Source organism: Leptolyngbya sp. FACHB-8, from assembly GCF_014695575.1.
GTDB lineage: Bacteria > Cyanobacteriota > Cyanobacteriia > Elainellales > Elainellaceae > Vacuolonema.
Genome location: NZ_JACJOO010000048.1, coordinates 94,624 through 110,898, shown reverse-complemented (window position 1 = coordinate 110,898; position 16,275 = coordinate 94,624). Strand labels below are relative to the sequence as shown.

Below are 16,275 nucleotides of genomic sequence, written 5' to 3'. Positions count from 1 at the left end.
AGACGGGGTTACAGGGCGAGGTTACGAATGGTTGAACTGGAGGTCGGATCTTGAAGGAGCGACTTCAGAGGTTGCATACAGCAAGCGACTGTTGGAACCGAGCAGTGAAGTGAAGACCTATGAGTTGAGGAGAATTACAGGACTAGCGGTTCTAACTCCTGAAGACTCTGAACACAGGCATCAGGGGTGGCGATCGCAGCGTGCACTGCGGCTCGGCTAAGATCAGAAATCCAAACACTGGCAACCCGGGCACGATTGGCCATCAAAACATCAGAGCTAAGACTATCGCCCACCACCAAACAGTCCTCAGGCTTGACCTGTAACCGCTGGGCGATCAGCTCAAACATGATGGTGTTAGGCTTGCCGACCTCAAAATCTGCCGTTCGCTCAGAGCTAGCCTCGATCGCCCCAACCATGGCTCCGCACCCTGGCATTGGCACTCCATTACGCCCTGGATAAGACGCATCTCGATTGCAAATGATGAAGGGAATGGAGCGCTTGAGAGCAATGAGTGCTTGGGCGATAACCGAGTAGTGAAAGTTGGGATCCAGTCCTACTAATAGTGCCCCGCAGGTATCTGGTTGAGAACAAGCCAAACCTTGATTGAGCAGTTCTTGCCGTAGAGCATCCGTCCCCACAACAAACACCCCTTTACCCGAATCAAGATGGTGTTCTCGGATAAAAATTGCAGCCGCCTGACCTGCGGTAATTAAATCACTTTCGTGACAGGAAACTCCCAATCTACATAATTTTTCGACAACCTTTGAGGCCGCAGAAGCCGAATTATTTGTTAAGAAAGCTATCTTTTTACCAGCCCTTCGAAAGTGGGCGATCGCTTCAGGAGCTCCGGCGATCACATCCTCGCCCCTATACACCACCCCATCCAAATCTAAAACCAGGCAGGGTAAAGAACGAAAATCCATAAGACAGACAATATGTAGACAGTTGTTCGACTCGAAGAACAGGAGCTAATCATTAGCGGGTATTACATCAAACGCTTTTCTAGCATTTGAATTCTAAATAAATCTTCCTGAGCCATGATGTTGTAGTAATTTGCTTTATTTTTAAGCCAGAGCAACTCAAACGCTACAGCTTTCTGAATGGCTACTTCAGCATTCTCGATAGCTTCAGGTTTAAAAACGACTTTTCGGGTTTCAAATTTGTCAATTAAATTTTCCTGGTGCAAAGCTTTAATAAAAGAACGGCTTTGAGTCGATATTGCACCACCTAAAGCTGTTTTCAATCCTTGCTTCTTAATTGCCCGGAATGTTTTCTGGCAAACTTCTAAAATTTCATCCCCATCGGCATAGGCACGGGAATAGCCCATAGAACCCGTGAAATCAACCCGTCCAAAAGTCACTCCAGAAAGCAGGTGAAGATTAGGCAAACTTAGAAATTCATCAAGATTTTGGTAGGCTGTAATCGTTTCCAGATTGAACGCGAACTCCATATCCTCCAACACATCAGGAGGAACAAAACTCTCAATGACTCCAAGGAATTTAGAAAGGGCATAGCTACTCTCAACCATGGGTGCCACAATGCCTTTCACCCCAACAGTCAGCCCATGATGAATATCGGTAATAGCCTCCACTCCACCAATTTTAAGGATAATGGGCAAACCTGCTGTAGCAGTTACATCCCGAAGGCGTAGCAATTCCTCTAATCGAGTTCCTTCTGCTTCAAATTCAGCTTTGATTTCGAAAACCCCAAAGTACTCTTTTAATTCTTGCAAACTACTAACAATTTGCCTTTCTAACTTATTCATAAATTGAACTTTGCCCTCTAAGGGCAGTTACGACAATTTTCAGAAGAAGTAACCACGCCATCATGGAATACCAAACCCCAAGGAAACTCCAAACTCAAATATTCATTCTTGAAGGTATCTTTGAAGGTTTGATGAAAATGAAATGTCTTGAGTTATAAAGGAACGAATTATCTGAATAAAATCTCTTGTGTGTTTGTCACGTTTAATACACTCTCAAAGAGATTACTATTTACTCAAATTTAATTACGAACTCTGGCTATCTGTCAAACCCTTGAATGAGTTATAGGTCTTTAAGAAATTGTTGGAAAAGTTGACTTTTTAAAAGTAAGACTCATCAAAAATCAATTTTTCAAACACTTCATAGCCATTTTTCCAGAAAATTCTTTACAGGGACGTTAGGTAAATCAATAAAGTGATCGTTTAGGGTGTTTTTTTGAGAAAATGCTGGCACAGGGTTTCAAATAAACTCACAAGTTCCGAGCATTTTTGAGGACGTTTTAGTCAAACTTAATGGCAGCTTAAAGCTTTTATGATCGACGGTAAAACTGGTCTTTTAGGTGTTATTGGCTATCCGGTCAAACACTCCTTGTCACCTACGATGCACAATGCGGCGATCGCTCACTTAAATGTCAACTACGTCTACCTCCCCCTGCCTGTGCATCCTGATGCGCTGGAGGCAGCGATCGCCGGTTTTAAGGCAATCGGGCTTGAGGGCTTTAACGTTACCATTCCCCACAAGCAGGCGATTCTCCCATACCTGATGGATGTCTCTGACCTGGCGCGGGCCGTCGGTGCCGTCAACACGGTCTATCGCACCGACCAGGGATGGATGGGAACCAACACCGATGTAGAAGGATTTTTAGCGCCTTTGCGATCGCAAGCATCAACCCTGGCTGGGAGCACAGCGCTGGTACTGGGAAATGGGGGTGCAGCGCGGGCTGTCGTCGCCGGATGCACTCAATTGGGTGTGGGAACCATCCAGGTGGTAGGACGCGATCCTCAGAAACTCGAACAGTTTCAGGCAAGTTGGGCTGACTCGCCCCTGGCTAAGGGTCTGGAGGTTCACCCCTGGGAGGATATGTCAAAACTGCTACCTCAAGCGCGGTTGATCGTGAATACCACTCCCATTGGCATGCACACCGATGCAACAGCATCCCCCCTGTCTTTGCAAGACTGGGAGCTGATGCCAGGGGGGGCGATCGCCTATGACCTAATTTATATTCCCCGCCCCACTCGCTTCTTGCAGGATGCTGCTGCCCATGGGCTAACCACCATTGATGGGACTGAAATGCTGGTTAATCAGGGAGCCGCCGCCCTCGAACTGTGGCTTGGGCAAGCTGCCCCTGTGGATGTCATGCGGCATGCTTTGTTGAGTGCCCTGGCATAGCATTAATTCTTGAAGTGGGCAGGTTAGCCTGTCCACTTCAAGAGTGTTTAGCTTCACATTTCGTTGGCTGCTCGTCAGCACATCTCTAATTTGCATTGGTAGAATGCGATCAGCTGTTTTCGAGGGTAGCAGGTCAACCGAGTTTGACAATCGAAACGATTCACGGCAATCCCCAAGGGCTCAAGCCCAGCCAAATCAAGCAAATTCAGAAGCTTTACCATCAGCGCTTACCGGGCGATCGCTTCACAACGGCAGAGTTTGCCCAACGGATAGCGGCCATCAGTAGCGACATTGAGCAACCCCTCTGCGTCTACATCAATCGACGTGGGCAGGTAATTCGGGTGGGAGTTGGAACCTTACGCCAAACTCAGATTCCCCCTCTAGAATTGCCACGCTACGGGGCCGAGCGACTTTCTGGCATTCGCTGTATTGCCACCCAGATGGATACAGAGGCTCCCAGCAGTGGAACTCTGACCGCCATGGCCCTACAACGGCTGGATGCCTTAGTCTCTCTCGTCGTTTCAAAGGAAGGTTTTGAGCGACGGGGGGGCGGTGCGACGGGGTACGTACAATCGGTTTATCTGGCTCACCTGGTGCCGCACCCTGAGGCCACCTGGACGGTGCTCCCTCCGTTCAACTTGGAGGATCTGGCCCAGGAAGATTTTCTCGACCTGGTGGAAGGGTTAGAGGAGGAATTTCGGCGGCAGTATGTAGCCCGCCAAATTCATCCCAGCCAGGATCGCGTGGTGCTGGTGGGGTTGATCGGCGATCGCCAATCCTCTACTGAATTTCACAACACATTAATGGAACTGGGTCGACTGGTGGAAACCGCCGGGGGCGAGGTGTTACAAACCTTGCACCAGAAGCGATCGCACCCCCACCCCCAAACTGTCGTCGGTGAAGGAAAGGTCGAAGAAATCGCTCTGACAGCCCAAACCCTGGGGGCAACTCTGGTTGTCTTTGATCGAGACCTCTCCCCAGCTCAGGTGCGCAACCTGGAGTCCCGGATTGGTGTGCGTGTAGTCGATCGCACCGAGGTCATTTTAGATATTTTTGCTCAGCGGGCCCAGACGGGAGCCGGGAAGCTTCAGGTGGAGCTGGCCCAGCTGGAATATATGATGCCACGTTTGACAGGACGAGGACGGGCCATGTCTCGACTGGGGGGCGGTATTGGTACCCGAGGCCCAGGAGAAACAAAACTGGAAACCGAACGGCGAGCCATCCAAAAGCGGATTGCCCGGTTGCAGCAGGAAGTCAATCACCTGCAAGCCCACCGCTCGCGGTTGCGGCAACGCCGACAACATCGAGAAGTACCCTCCGTGGCTCTCGTGGGGTATACCAACGCAGGGAAATCCACGCTTCTGAATGCCCTCACCAATGCTGAGGTTTACACGGCTGACCAGCTCTTTGCCACCCTGGATCCAACCAGCCGTCGATTGGTCATCACCGAAGCAGACACCCATGAGTCGATGGCGATCGTCGTCACTGACACGGTAGGGTTCATTCACGAACTCCCTGCGTCGTTGATGGATGCTTTCCGCGCCACCCTGGAAGAGGTAACCGAGGCAGATGGCCTGCTGCATGTGGTGGATCTGTCGCATCCAGCCTGGCAGAGCCAAATTCGCTCTGTCATGCAGATTCTCTCGGAGATGCCCATCACGCCGGGGCCTGCTCTACTGGCCTTTAATAAGATCGATCAGGTGGATAGTGAGACGTTGGCGATCGCCCAGGAGGAGTTCCCCCATGCGGTGTTTATCTCAGCGGGCGATCGCCTGGGACTGGAGACTCTGCGCCAACGGCTGGCCCAGTTAATCCATTACGTCCAGGTGTAACGGCTGATTTGGGGCTTTAGATAACCCTAAAACCACCTCTCGAATAAACTTCTGGCGTGAATTGTTGCGCGGCTTCGCCACGCAACAATTCACGCCCTTAAAAACCGATCCATGCAGGAGATTCAATGACGTGCTGTTTCCAGAACAGGGGTGGGAATTCTAGTACCTAGCCCCCTCACTTCTATCGCACAGATCGTGGATCGCGAAATCGAAACTTTACAAACCCGAAGATTTCAGCAAAATCTATCCCGTGTTGATGGATCTGAAGCGGCTAACCGCTAAACATAGGGATGAGGGAAAAATTGCTTCTTGAATAAAAATTCAAAGTGATGCCTTCAAACTTCCCCAGCTTAATCATCGAGGATTTTTTCCATGGCACAAAGCAAACCGACCATTCTCGTTACCGGGGGCGCAGGCTATATCGGCTCCCATGCCGTATTGGCCTTGCAGGAAGCAGGTTACGAGGTCGTGGTGCTCGATAACCTGGTGTACGGCCATCGGGAGTTGGTAGAGGACGTTTTGAAGGTGGAACTGGTTGTGGGGGACACAAGCGATCGCGCCCTCCTGGAGCAACTCTTTGCCAGCCGTGACATTGCCGCTGTGATGCACTTCGCAGCCTATGCCTATGTGGGCGAATCGGTTACCGACCCAGCCAAGTACTACCGCAACAACGTTGTAGGTACCCTGGTGCTGCTGGAGGCGATGGAAGCAGCAGGCATTCAAAACTTTGTCTTCTCGTCTACCTGTGCCAGCTATGGGATACCGACCGCCGTACCGATTCCCGAAGATCACCCTCAGGCCCCCATCAACCCTTACGGCATGAGCAAGCTGATGGTTGAGAAAATTTTGGCAGACTTTGGAGTGGCGTATGGCATGAAGTCTGTCATCTTCCGCTACTTCAATGCAGCGGGAGCTGACCCCAACGGTCGCTTGGGTGAGGACCACAACCCTGAGACTCACCTGATTCCGCTCGTTCTACAAACGGCCTTGGGAACGCGTGATTCTATCAAGGTATTTGGTTCCGATTACGCCACCCCCGATGGCACCTGTATTCGCGATTACATTCATGTCTCAGATTTGGCGGATGCCCATGTACTGGGGCTGAATTATTTGCTTAATGGAGGGGACAGTACAGTGTTTAATCTGGGTAATGGCAATGGATTCTCGGTACTGGAAGTGATTGACGCGGCCAAGCAGATTAGCGGTCGAGAGATTGCGGTCGAGATGTGCGATCGCCGCCCTGGAGATCCCCCGGCCCTCGTAGGTAGCAGTGAGAAAGCACGCTCGGTGCTGGGCTGGCAACCTCGTTACGCCGATCTTCCCTCTATCCTGACTCATGCCTGGAACTGGCACCAGAAGCGACACGGAGACGCATGAAGTATTTTTTTCTGTCTGATGGTTGGACAATAGGCCGTGTGTGGGAGTTTGGGGGCCTCTGGAATGAGGTGGCCTGGCGACGTAAGCCAGACATTACCCGACTTGCCATTGCCATGGAGGAAAAGGGCGAGAAGCTCTGGTTATACCGGGTGGAGGAGGCCGTCATCATGGTCGAAGTGAAACCTCAGCCCAACACCGTTGAGGCTCCAGCCGCCATTGGACAGGTAGTACTGAAGCGTTTGATCACAGCAGACCAGGCCATTGACCTGCTATGCAGCTCCGGTGGAATTGCCGAGTCACTACTCTCAGCGTCCACAGCCCTTTAATATCCAATCCCATGAAGAAGTAGCGCGGCGCGCTACTTCTTCATGAAGCTTTTACTGCCCGGAAGGGTTATTTTGCATGTGTAAAACACACCAAAAATAACTTCTAAAGCAGGCTCTAGCCTTGAGTCCAGACCCGAACTGTATTGTCAGAGCCACCACTTACCAGAACTTTACCGTCATTGCTGAGGGCGATCGCATTCACACTATCTGTGTGTCCCATGAGGGTGTCGATTACCTTGCCGGTATTCACATCCCAAATCTTGATAGTGCTGTCACTACTGCCACTGTAGAGCGTCTTACCATCAGGGGCAAACGCAAGCGCATTCACATCGCGGGTGTGGTCTGCAAAATTTTGTACCAGACTCCCGGTGCTGAGATTCCACAGTTTCACCGTCTTATCGCGGCTAGCACTGGCCAGAAACTGAGCATCAGGGCTATAGGCCAAGGCATTAATCGCCTGAATATGACCCGACAGCAATCGCTGCTGCTCAACGGTTTGCAAACTCCAGAGCCGGACTTTGTTGTCTAACCCTCCGCTGGCAAACGAGCGACCGTCAGGGCTGGTGGCAATAGTCTTGATCATGCTTAACACCCCCGGCAGAATCCGCAGGGGTGCTCCATTGGCCAACTGCCAGAGCCGAATCGTGCGATCCTCACCGCCACTAATCAGCAGCTTGCCATCCGGGCTAATGGCGACAGCATTGACATCACGGGCATGACCGGTGCAGGTGCGTTGTAACGCCCCCGTCGGCAAATACCACACTTTAACGGTGCAATCATCACTGCCACTCACCAGAGTTTTACCGTCGGGGCTGATCGCAACCGTATTCACATCTCGGGTATGCCCCGTCAGATTAAAAATTAGCTCCCCTTTCAGGGGGTTCCAGACCTTTACACTATCATCCAGGCTACTGGAGGCTACCAGCGACGCTGAGCCTGCCATGGCTACACTGGTCACCCAGGAGGAGTGATCGACCAGGGTATGCAGGCAGCGCCATCCAGACGCCTGTACCACCGTAGCCCACATATTTGGAGGCCGGGAGGTCGGCGGTGCTGACGCGGGGGAGCGGGAGGGACGAGCGGCCGGAGGTGCCGAGGGCGATCGCATCGCGGGAGGTGGGGGTGCCATCCGAGGAGCGGGACGCTGCGTTTGCTGGGTACGAGTCCGAGACAAATCGGGTGGTCGAAATTTGGGAATGCCGGATGGAGCTCCGGGAGCGGAGGGAATGAAATAATCGGCGTTCAGGTCCCGCATTACTTCATCGGATGACTGGTAACGTTCGCTGACCAGATCTTTCAGCATCGAATCCATAATGTGGGCAAACTGGTCACTGACCGTCGTGCCCCGATCCATCAAATACTCGCGCCAGATCCAGCGACCCTCCAAGGGGTCGTACAGATTGTCTGGACGGTTTTCAGTCATCAAATGCAGGCAGGTCGCCCCCAGGCTGTAAAGGTCGCTAGCAGGATATGCCCGCCCACCGCGAAACTGCTCAATGGGAGCATAACCTTCCGTCCCAATCCGAGTGCCCGTCTCTGCCGGAGAACTTTCGCCAATCTGCTTAGCAACACCAAAGTCAATCAATACCAGACGGTCATCTGACTTACGTCGAAGGATGTTGGAAGGGGTAATGTCTCGGTGGATCACCTGGTGCCCGTGAATAAACCGTAGCACGGGTAGCAAATCGGCCAGAACATCGCGGATTTGGCGCTCGTTGAAAGCACCATTCTGGCGCATCTCCTGAAGCAGGCTCTGCCCTTCAATAAACTGCTGCACCAGGTAGAGGTAGTTGTCCTGCTCGAAATAGGCCAACAACCGGGGAATCTGAGGATGCTCCCCCAGTTCATCCAGACGAACCGCTTCCTGGTTGAACAAGCGAACGGCCTTTTCTAAAGATTTGGTGCCCTGCACCTGAGGCGAAAACTGCTTAACCACGCACTGAGTTCCCAGGCGGTCTTCATCGAGCGCCAGGTAAGTACGGCCAAAGCCCCCCTGTCCGATCGGCTGTACAGGACGGTACCGCCCCCGCAGCAATGGTGTCAGAGGTGAGGCACAGTTCTCACAGACCGTCGCTCCGTCAGGGTTCTGTGGCTTCTTACACTTTGGGTTAAGACAACAGATCATGGTGGTAGCGCACTCGGGCTGTTTTTCCTATTTTCCCCTTTGAGTGGGCGATCGCAACGCCCGGATCGGTGATCCGACAAAAATGGAGTGGCGCGGGGAAGATGCAGCCTCCAGTGCCGACATTACACAAATTGGCAAAATCCCGTTTGGGCGTGTTGAGTAAGCCGTTTTAAGGTTGACGCAACCTGTCAATAAATAGGACACCAAACAGGGGTTAGACCACTCATGTTACCTTAGGTTCCCGCTGTAGTGTTAGCAATCCGACGGTTTTCCTGAAGGCAGGAAAGTGGGGGTGACAGGGGAGGCTAGAAGGTACATTTGGGTGCATCCCAGTTTTGTTAATGTGGCGAGCGAGGCCTGCCACATTAACAAAACTGGGTTTTCAATCTGCAAAAGTGGGATGTACCCGTACATTTTTTAGCTTAGGCCTGAGTTCTAAGCAGTACCCTCCGGCCTCTACCGTTGCTCCGACTCTTGCGCGAACGGCCCCGGTGCCGTGTCCATCGCCAGGAGAGCTGAGCCAAACGCCGCTTCTCGCTGAGTTGAGGCGAGGACGGGAACGCCGAGTTGGCGCGATCGCATCTTGACCCACACAGCATTCTGGGCACCACCCCCAGCGGTGTAAACGCGGCGGGTGGGGGTTGCACCGAGAGCCGCCAAGCGCTCATAGCCCAAAGCTTCGATACGACTGATTCCAGCCAGTAGGCCGTGTAGAAATTGCACGGGATCGGTGGGACGGGGTTCTAGCTGAGGTGGTAGGTCAGGATCGTTGATCGGGAAGCGCTCTCCAGCTTTGAGGAGGGGATAGTAGGTGAGTGAAGTTGGAACATCCAAATTGATGTGCTGGCTGTAGGTTTGTAGTTCAACATCGCTAAAAAATTGTCTCAGCACTGCGCCTCCCGTGTTGGAGGCACCGCCTACTAGCCATAGATCTCCCAAACGATGGCTATAAATGCCTGAGGCTGACTCATCAATGCGGGTGGTGCTGAGCAGTTTTAACACGAGCGTAGAGCCCAGAGAGGTTACAGCATCACCCGGGATATGAGCTCCGCTCGCAAGAAACGCAGCAATGCTGTCTGTTGTACCCGCGCATACCTGACAGGTTGAGGGGATACCAAGACGGGCCGCAACGGCAGGAGTTATAGGGGCGATCGCCGTCCCCGGTGCAACAACTTCCGGCACCTGGAACGGAAGCGGAAGCGCTGTGAACCAGTCTGGGTAACACAACTCACCCACGTCGTAACCCAGCTTGAGGGCGTTGTGATAGTCGCTAATTCCCAAAGTGCCGTGCAGGAGAAAGGCTAGCCAGTCGGCCTGATGGAGAAAGTAAAGGGGATGCGTAGGGGTAGCTTGGGGGAGCCAGTGCTGCTCCCACCAAAATAGTTTGGCAAGGCTGGAGGTAGCACTGAGAACGGTATGTTCAGGTGGCGCGATCGCCCGTAATCGCGCCACCTGATCGCGACCGCGATCGTCGTTATAAAGCAATGGCTCGGTCAGGGGAGCGCCCTCAGAGTCACACAACAGGACAGTGCTGGAGGTGCCGTTAAGGGCGATCGCCTGTAATCCCTGCCGGATGTCAGAAGGCAGGGCCAGAATCAGGCCATCCAAAGCGGATTGCCAAATTGCTGGCTGTTGCACCGTAAAGGATTGCTGGTGCTGGGCAACAATGTGCTGTTGCGCGTTGATGGCGACAGCCCGTGCTCCAGACGTTCCAAAGTCGATTCCCAACCAGTAGGGTTCTGGCATTGGCCTTGAGATAATTACAAAAATTACTTAACCAGAACTTACGCAAGTCCTTTTAAATACACTATTTCCCAATTGGGTGAGGTACGAGAAATGAATGTGGAACTTCTTCCATTTCTCGTACCTCATCCGATTGGCTAGAGTTAAGAATCGCCACAGAACCTCTCTGAGAGTGGACAAACCGTTCTGCCAAAAGGCGAATACCTCTGCATGATGTAATCCTTAAAATTTATTTTTGGTGGGCTATAGAACTCTCCATTGCAGCTAAATCTGTTTAAGATTGCGGATGGATTATTGGTTTTTAGGCACGATGCCGCTGTAAGGACAGCCAGCGCTACAAGGAGGACACCAACATGACCGACCAGAACCGGAGTTTAACAAAAGGAAGCAACGCTAATAGTCTAGTTTCCGTTTGGATTGCAGGTGCATTGATTTTAGGTTCGATCGCCGGGTTGATTTTTTGGGCTTTGCAAGCCGCTTATACCTTCGGCTAATCAACCCGTCGGATCGAACGATTCAAAACAGGTTTGGCCTTCCCCATTGGAGTAACGCGATCGCGTTACTCTTTTTTTGCCGTTGTTGTACCCCTGAGTAACCTCAGTTCAGGTTAAATATAAACCCCAAGTGCTGTGCCGCCCGCTTGACGGGCGATACAGCATTTGGAGAAAGCAAACTTACAAGTCTCACACTACATTTGCACTACATCGCGTATGTTGTAGCGGCCTTGGAGTGGGCAGCCTGTGCACATCCCAGGCTTAAGCATTCATTAATATTTCTGCAACTACCCCTTGTGGAGGGAATAATTATGACATCATTCCAAAACATCGTTGGGTATCTCAGGCGCTACCGCACGGCTGCTTTTTCAGCATTGCTTGTAGTAGAACCCTTGAACTGCTCGATCGGGTGACTCCTTAAGGAGATTTCCACATAAGAACTTCCCCATTATTTGGAGAAAAGGCGCGGCTTCGCCGCGCCTTTTCTCCAAATAATGGGGAAATTGTTTCTCAGAAATCTCCTAACCTGGGTTAGCCATGATGATGACAATCAAACAATGGATGAGGAAGCACTGTTTTTTTCTTGCCCTGTTAGTATCTACGTTTCTTGTTCTAATCGCTTGTCTACCTCAGGAGCCAGCAACACAACCGCCTGAGCTCAGGAGCGATCGCCCCCGCGTTCTCATCACCACCGACATCAACATTGGGCAGGGAGATCCCGACGATCGCCAATCCATGGCTCACCTACTGATGTATGCCGATGAGGTGAACATTCGAGGCATTATTCCCCATCGCTTTTTGGCGGGGGGTGTGAAGGCAACGATGCTAGCGATCGACGCCTACGAGCAGGATTACAACGACACCAACACCCGGTACAAGTCCCTGGGCTATCCTGCACCCGATGCTCTGCGTGCAACCGTCGCCCGTCACCCACGTGCCGCCCGTCGTCTGCTGATTCGAGAAGCGCAACAGGCTACAGCAGACGATCCGCTGTATGTCCTGGTTTGGGGCAATATGCGAACGCTGCGAGATGCATTATTGAAAAAGCCAGCGATCGCCGACCGCCTGCGGGTACTTTCCATCGGCACCCATCTCAGGAGCCCCTGGGATAATGCCTGCCATGAGCAAAACTGGAATGGCTCCGGCCGGGAGGAAATTTACAGCGACCCGCGATTCAATCACCTGTGGTGGATCGAGAACGATTGGACGTTTGAGGGTATGTTTCAGGGCGATGCCCCCCAGGAGTTATTGGAGCAGCTGAAGGGCTACGGAGCATTAGGCCGCAACATCTGGGACGTCGTGCAGCCATTTGAATGGGCTCGTTATTTTCGGGCTGGAGATACCCCCTCCCTGCTCTATGTTCTCGACCCCAACCATTCTCGGGATAAGCCAACACAAGGGAGTTGGGCTGGCCAGTTCTACCAACCCTTCCCAGAAACGCGCCCCAACTACTACACCGACATACATGGTGGGAACGCGTGGGATTACCAGGACCCCTGTCGAACCTGGACTCTTGCTCAGACCGTTTACAAGGCTCGCGTTCAGACCCTGCTGGATCGCCGTCCCATGATGTATGAGGCGTTGATCACAAAACTCAATCGTTTATACAACCAGACGTCTGCGGATGAAAGGTTTTCACCTGGAGCGGAAGCCTTTCATCCGTAGCTCTAGGCTTGCTGGCGGAGCACAGCAAGAATGGTGTCAATGAGCTGGTTGGGCATGATAGGTTTTGCCACGTGAACTTGGAACCCAGCTTCCTGAGTTTGTTGACGATCTTGCTCACCCGCAAAGGCCGTGAGGGCGATCGCAGGAATTTTCCCTCCCGTTTCGGGCGATCGCGACCGGATCTGGCGAATCAACATGTAGCCGTCCATGTCAGGCATGCCGATATCACTGATGAGCAAATCAAAGGATTGCTGATCGAGCAAGGCGAGTCCTTCTTGGGCGGACGGGGCAGCCGTTGCTACGGCTCCACTCTGCTCCAGCAAGAATGCCAGAAAATCGCGAGTGTCGTTGTTGTCTTCGACCACCAAAATCCGCAGCCCCTGTAAACCTGTGGAAGCGCTCAGCGGTTGAGGAGGCTCATCTGGCTCTGCCTCGGTCTGCTGCAACCGAGGCAGTAGCACCGTGAAGGTTGCCCCCTGTTCTTCTCCAGGGCTATCCGCGGTTACGCTACCCCCATGCATTTCGGTAATGTAGCGAACGATCGCCAGACCCAGACCCAACCCTCCAAATTGACGGGTCGTGGTGCTGTCTTGCTGCCGGAAATGCTCAAAAATGTGAGGCAGAAAGTCTGGACTGATGCCTTTGCCCGTATCGTGAATTTGCACCTGCACCTGTGTGTCGGTTTGGGCCAGTTGGATGGTGACATGGCCCCCGTTCGGGCTGAACTTGATGGCATTAGAGAGCAGGTTCCAAATGACCTGCTGAAGACGGCTGGCATCCCCCAATACCATCATCTTGGTATCAATGGGTTTCATTTCAATGGAAATGGATTTGGCATTCGCAGCCAACTGCACCGTTTCAATGGCCGCGTTAACAATGCTGACCATATCGATGGGAATCTCAGTCAACGCCAATTTGCCCCGCAAAATGCGCGACACATCTAGCAAATCATCCACCAACTGCACTTGCAGCCGCACGTTTCGCTCGATCGCCTGCAAAGCTTGGCTCAGCGTTTCCTCACTCACCTTCCGGGTTTGCAACAAGCTTGCCCAGCCCAAGATCGGATTAAGGGGCGATCGCAATTCATGGGAGAGGATCGCCAAAAACTCATCTTTAATTCGGTTAGCCCGCTCGGCCTCGGCACGGGCTAACCTTTCCCGTTCTAAAATTTGCTCCCGCTCGCGCTCAGCCTGCTTGCGAGCTGTCACGTCCGTAATCATCGCCAGCGCCCCAATAAACTCTCTTCTATCGTTCATCAGAAGGTTGGTTGAAATCATCGTCCAGATGTAAGAGCCGCCCTTACACCGAAAGCGGAAGTCTTGCTGCTCCTTAATTCCCTGCTCCTGTTCCTGAAAGTTTGCGGTGGCGATCGCGATCGCCTCATCGTCCATAAACTCGTACATCTTGCGGCCCAGCATCTCGTTTGGGGTGTATCCCAAAAGATGAGCCATCTTTTGATTCACAAATGTCGTACGAGCATTAGCATCGACCATCCAGATGCCTTCATCGGCTGTTTCGACAATTTGGCGATAACGTTCTTCACTCGCCCGTAAGGCCTGTTCAGCCTGCCGCCGCTCAGTGATGTCACGACAAATAGACTGCACTGTCAACTGCCCATCCAGCGTGAAAACAGTCGCACTGACCTCGCAAGGAATCATGTGACCATCCCGATGGCGGTGCACAGACTCGAACATCATTCGCCTATTTTCCAGCAGGGTTTTCAGACTGTAAGCCAAATCGACAAAAGCAGAAACGATAATGTCGCTCACAGCCATAGAGAGTAGTTCTTCGCGGCTGTACCCCAATTTCTTACAGGCTTGATCGTTCACCTCAATGAGCCGACCCGGACGGCCATCGGGTGACAGATGGTACACCAGGCCCCAGTCTTCCATACCATTGAATAGCGTACTGAACCGCTGTTCTCGCTCCCGCAGAATACGCTCGGTACGCTTGTGCTCACTCATGTCAGTGAAGGTGCCAATTACGCCTCGCACCTGCCCCTGCTCATTCCACAAAGGCACCGATCGCCCCCACAGCGTGCGTACACGGCCATCAGCAAACACTACATCAAACTCGTCCTGAGTCTCCTCTCCCAAACGGCCGGCCCGCTGCATCGGCAGATCGGTGAGGGCCAGGGGTTGGCCGTCCTTTTCAAAGTGAAAGGGGAATGGGTAGATACCATTCGCTGGGGTGGCGGTAACCGTGCTACCCGGAGGACAATCTAGAAGTTGATGCGCCGCAGGGTTGGCCGTGACGTGGTGACACTCAGGGTCGTGAGCAATCCATACCCCTGCCGGGACGGCTTCCATAAAGGCTTCGAGTTCCTGGGCGCGGGCACGGGCGATCGCCTCACTCTCGCGCAGAGCCGCCTGGGTTTCCTTCAGGGTATGAATATCTGTAGCAGTTCCCAACCATTGCACCGTCTGTCCTTGCTCATTCTTAACCGGCACAATCCGGGCCAGATGCCAGCGATAAGTTCCATCAAACCGTTTGAGCCGACATTCCACTTCATAGGCTCGACCCGCTTGAATCGCTTGAGAACGAATCTGATAGATTGACTCAAAATCGTCGGGGTGAATCACTGAACGCCACAAACCTTCCCCCAACTGTAGTGCTTGCCCGGTGTACTCCAACCATTGCTGGTTGTAAAACACGATGTTACCTACGGCATCGTTCACCCATAGCAGTTGAGGAACAACGTTGGCCAGCATGCGGTAGCGGCTTTCACTCCGGCGCAAAGCTTCTTCCACCCATTGCTGGTCGCTCTCACTGCAAGAAGGGCGATCGCCCTTCCCAGGACTCGCTGGCCATTCACCTGTTTGTAGCTGGGGCCCCCGTTGCAGATGAAGGTGAAGCCGCGTCAGCAATTCCTGCTGGGAGCAGGGCACGGTTAAATAATCATCGGCCTCTGGCAGAGGTGTATCGCTCCAATCCGAGTGGTGGGATTGTGATAACAACAGGATGAGCGGTATCGATTTGAGTTGAGGAGTTTCCCGAAGAAGCAGCTGTATTTTGATGTCACGGTCAGCCAGGATAATGCGGGGAGGATAGGTTTGGGCGATCGCCACAGCCCTTGCCTCATCATCAGCAATGACTACGTCAAAATAAGGCTCTAATCGTTGCTGTAGAGCCCGTCGCTGCCCTTCATCCTGATTGATGAGCAATATTCGAGAGGGAGGTGACATTGAACTGTCTAGATCGCCAAAATCTTCTACACTGGCCATGCTGTATTGTTTGAATGCGGGCCCAGTCCCAATCTAAGCCTCTCGTCAAATTCTGTTTTCCCTCAGCTTCGGAAAAGCCAACCGCTTAGCAACGATGGTCGTAAATCCCATTGTCTTGAGGACACTATCAAATAGCTTCTATCCTAGGGCGCAATTCTCTACCCTTAGACGTATAGCAAAGTGCTACTTCTTGAAGGGTATCTTTAGTGTAAACATTTACATACTGCTTGTATAAATCTGTATGTTCCAGGTAGATGGTCTTACGTTTAGTTAGTATCTGTTTTAGAGATTATTTTTCGTGCGCGAAACACACGAAAAATAATCTCTAAAACAGATA

At 52.4% G+C, this 16,275-nt stretch carries 11 protein-coding genes; 6 read left to right on the top strand and 5 right to left on the bottom strand.

What is annotated here, in order from left to right:
* Positions 1 to 134: 134 nt before the first annotated feature.
* Together H6F91_RS10725 and H6F91_RS10720 are read right to left on the bottom strand one after the other, a co-directional pair.
* Positions 135 to 923, bottom strand: coding sequence for an HAD-IIA family hydrolase (locus H6F91_RS10725; RefSeq protein ID WP_190775156.1), 789 nt, complete (start codon positions 921 to 923; stop codon positions 135 to 137).
* A gap of 62 nt (positions 924 to 985) precedes the next feature.
* On the bottom strand, positions 986 to 1,765 hold the full coding sequence (locus tag H6F91_RS10720; protein ID WP_190775157.1) for an aldolase/citrate lyase family protein: 780 nt from the start codon (positions 1,763 to 1,765) through the stop codon (positions 986 to 988).
* A gap of 529 nt (positions 1,766 to 2,294) precedes the next feature.
* Between H6F91_RS10720 and H6F91_RS10715 the strand changes: the two genes are divergently transcribed.
* The 4 genes from H6F91_RS10715 to H6F91_RS10700 all read left to right on the top strand — a co-directional run bounded on the left by H6F91_RS10715 (position 2,295) and on the right by H6F91_RS10700 (position 6,687).
* On the top strand, positions 2,295 to 3,152 hold the full coding sequence (locus H6F91_RS10715) for a shikimate dehydrogenase (RefSeq protein WP_190775158.1): 858 nt from the start codon (positions 2,295 to 2,297) through the stop codon (positions 3,150 to 3,152).
* Between the two features lie 143 nt (positions 3,153 to 3,295).
* Positions 3,296 to 4,984 carry a GTPase HflX gene (gene hflX / locus H6F91_RS10710; protein WP_199307743.1) on the top strand — a complete coding sequence of 563 codons (1,689 nt, stop codon included), beginning with the start codon at positions 3,296 to 3,298 and terminating at the stop codon, positions 4,982 to 4,984.
* Between the two features lie 372 nt (positions 4,985 to 5,356).
* Positions 5,357 to 6,361, top strand: a complete 1,005-nt coding sequence (gene galE, locus H6F91_RS10705) for a UDP-glucose 4-epimerase GalE (RefSeq protein ID WP_190789315.1) — start codon at positions 5,357 to 5,359, stop codon at positions 6,359 to 6,361.
* Complete coding sequence (locus H6F91_RS10700) at positions 6,358 to 6,687, top strand: hypothetical protein (protein WP_190775160.1); 330 nt, start codon at positions 6,358 to 6,360, stop codon at positions 6,685 to 6,687. Before galE ends, H6F91_RS10700 begins: the two co-directional genes overlap by 4 nt.
* 115 nt (positions 6,688 to 6,802) lie before the next feature.
* Here the strand turns inward: H6F91_RS10700 and H6F91_RS10695 are convergent, their stop codons facing one another.
* Both H6F91_RS10695 and H6F91_RS10690 read right to left on the bottom strand, forming a co-directional pair.
* A complete protein-coding gene (locus tag H6F91_RS10695) occupies positions 6,803 to 8,812 on the bottom strand; it encodes a serine/threonine-protein kinase (protein ID WP_190775161.1) in 2,010 nt (669 codons plus the stop codon).
* 456 nt (positions 8,813 to 9,268) lie between these two features.
* Positions 9,269 to 10,558, bottom strand: coding sequence for an FGGY-family carbohydrate kinase (locus tag H6F91_RS10690; protein WP_190775162.1), 1,290 nt, complete (start codon positions 10,556 to 10,558; stop codon positions 9,269 to 9,271).
* A 350-nt stretch (positions 10,559 to 10,908) separates the two neighbouring features.
* On the opposite strand from H6F91_RS10690, the gene H6F91_RS10685 reads away from it, so the two are divergent.
* Positions 10,909 to 11,049: a hypothetical protein gene (locus H6F91_RS10685; protein ID WP_190775163.1), complete on the top strand. Its 141-nt coding sequence runs from the start codon at positions 10,909 to 10,911 to the stop codon at positions 11,047 to 11,049.
* 537 nt (positions 11,050 to 11,586) lie between these two features.
* Complete coding sequence (locus H6F91_RS10680) at positions 11,587 to 12,714, top strand: nucleoside hydrolase-like domain-containing protein (RefSeq protein ID WP_190775164.1); 1,128 nt, start codon at positions 11,587 to 11,589, stop codon at positions 12,712 to 12,714.
* A gap of 2 nt (positions 12,715 to 12,716) precedes the next feature.
* Here the strand turns inward: H6F91_RS10680 and H6F91_RS10675 are convergent, their stop codons facing one another.
* The gene (locus H6F91_RS10675; RefSeq protein WP_206754922.1) at positions 12,717 to 15,938 is read right to left on the bottom strand and encodes a PAS domain S-box protein; all 3,222 of its coding nucleotides are present in this window, start codon (positions 15,936 to 15,938) and stop codon (positions 12,717 to 12,719) included.
* Positions 15,939 to 16,275 lie beyond the last annotated feature (337 nt).

Excerpts from the sequence above, each read along its gene's own strand:
- H6F91_RS10725 (WP_190775156.1), bottom strand. The coding sequence starts at position 923 with ATGGATTTTCGTTCTTTACCCTGCCTGGTTTTAGATTTGGATGGGGTG.
- H6F91_RS10720 (WP_190775157.1), bottom strand. The coding sequence starts at position 1,765 with ATGAATAAGTTAGAAAGGCAAATTGTTAGTAGTTTGCAAGAATTAAAA.
- H6F91_RS10715 (WP_190775158.1), top strand. The coding sequence starts at position 2,295 with ATGATCGACGGTAAAACTGGTCTTTTAGGTGTTATTGGCTATCCGGTC.
- galE (WP_190789315.1), top strand. The coding sequence starts at position 5,357 with ATGGCACAAAGCAAACCGACCATTCTCGTTACCGGGGGCGCAGGCTAT.
- H6F91_RS10700 (WP_190775160.1), top strand. The coding sequence starts at position 6,358 with ATGAAGTATTTTTTTCTGTCTGATGGTTGGACAATAGGCCGTGTGTGG.
- H6F91_RS10695 (WP_190775161.1), bottom strand. The coding sequence starts at position 8,812 with ATGATCTGTTGTCTTAACCCAAAGTGTAAGAAGCCACAGAACCCTGAC.
- H6F91_RS10690 (WP_190775162.1), bottom strand. The coding sequence starts at position 10,558 with ATGCCAGAACCCTACTGGTTGGGAATCGACTTTGGAACGTCTGGAGCA.
- H6F91_RS10685 (WP_190775163.1), top strand. The coding sequence starts at position 10,909 with ATGACCGACCAGAACCGGAGTTTAACAAAAGGAAGCAACGCTAATAGT.
- H6F91_RS10680 (WP_190775164.1), top strand. The coding sequence starts at position 11,587 with ATGATGATGACAATCAAACAATGGATGAGGAAGCACTGTTTTTTTCTT.
- H6F91_RS10675 (WP_206754922.1), bottom strand. The coding sequence starts at position 15,938 with ATGGCCAGTGTAGAAGATTTTGGCGATCTAGACAGTTCAATGTCACCT.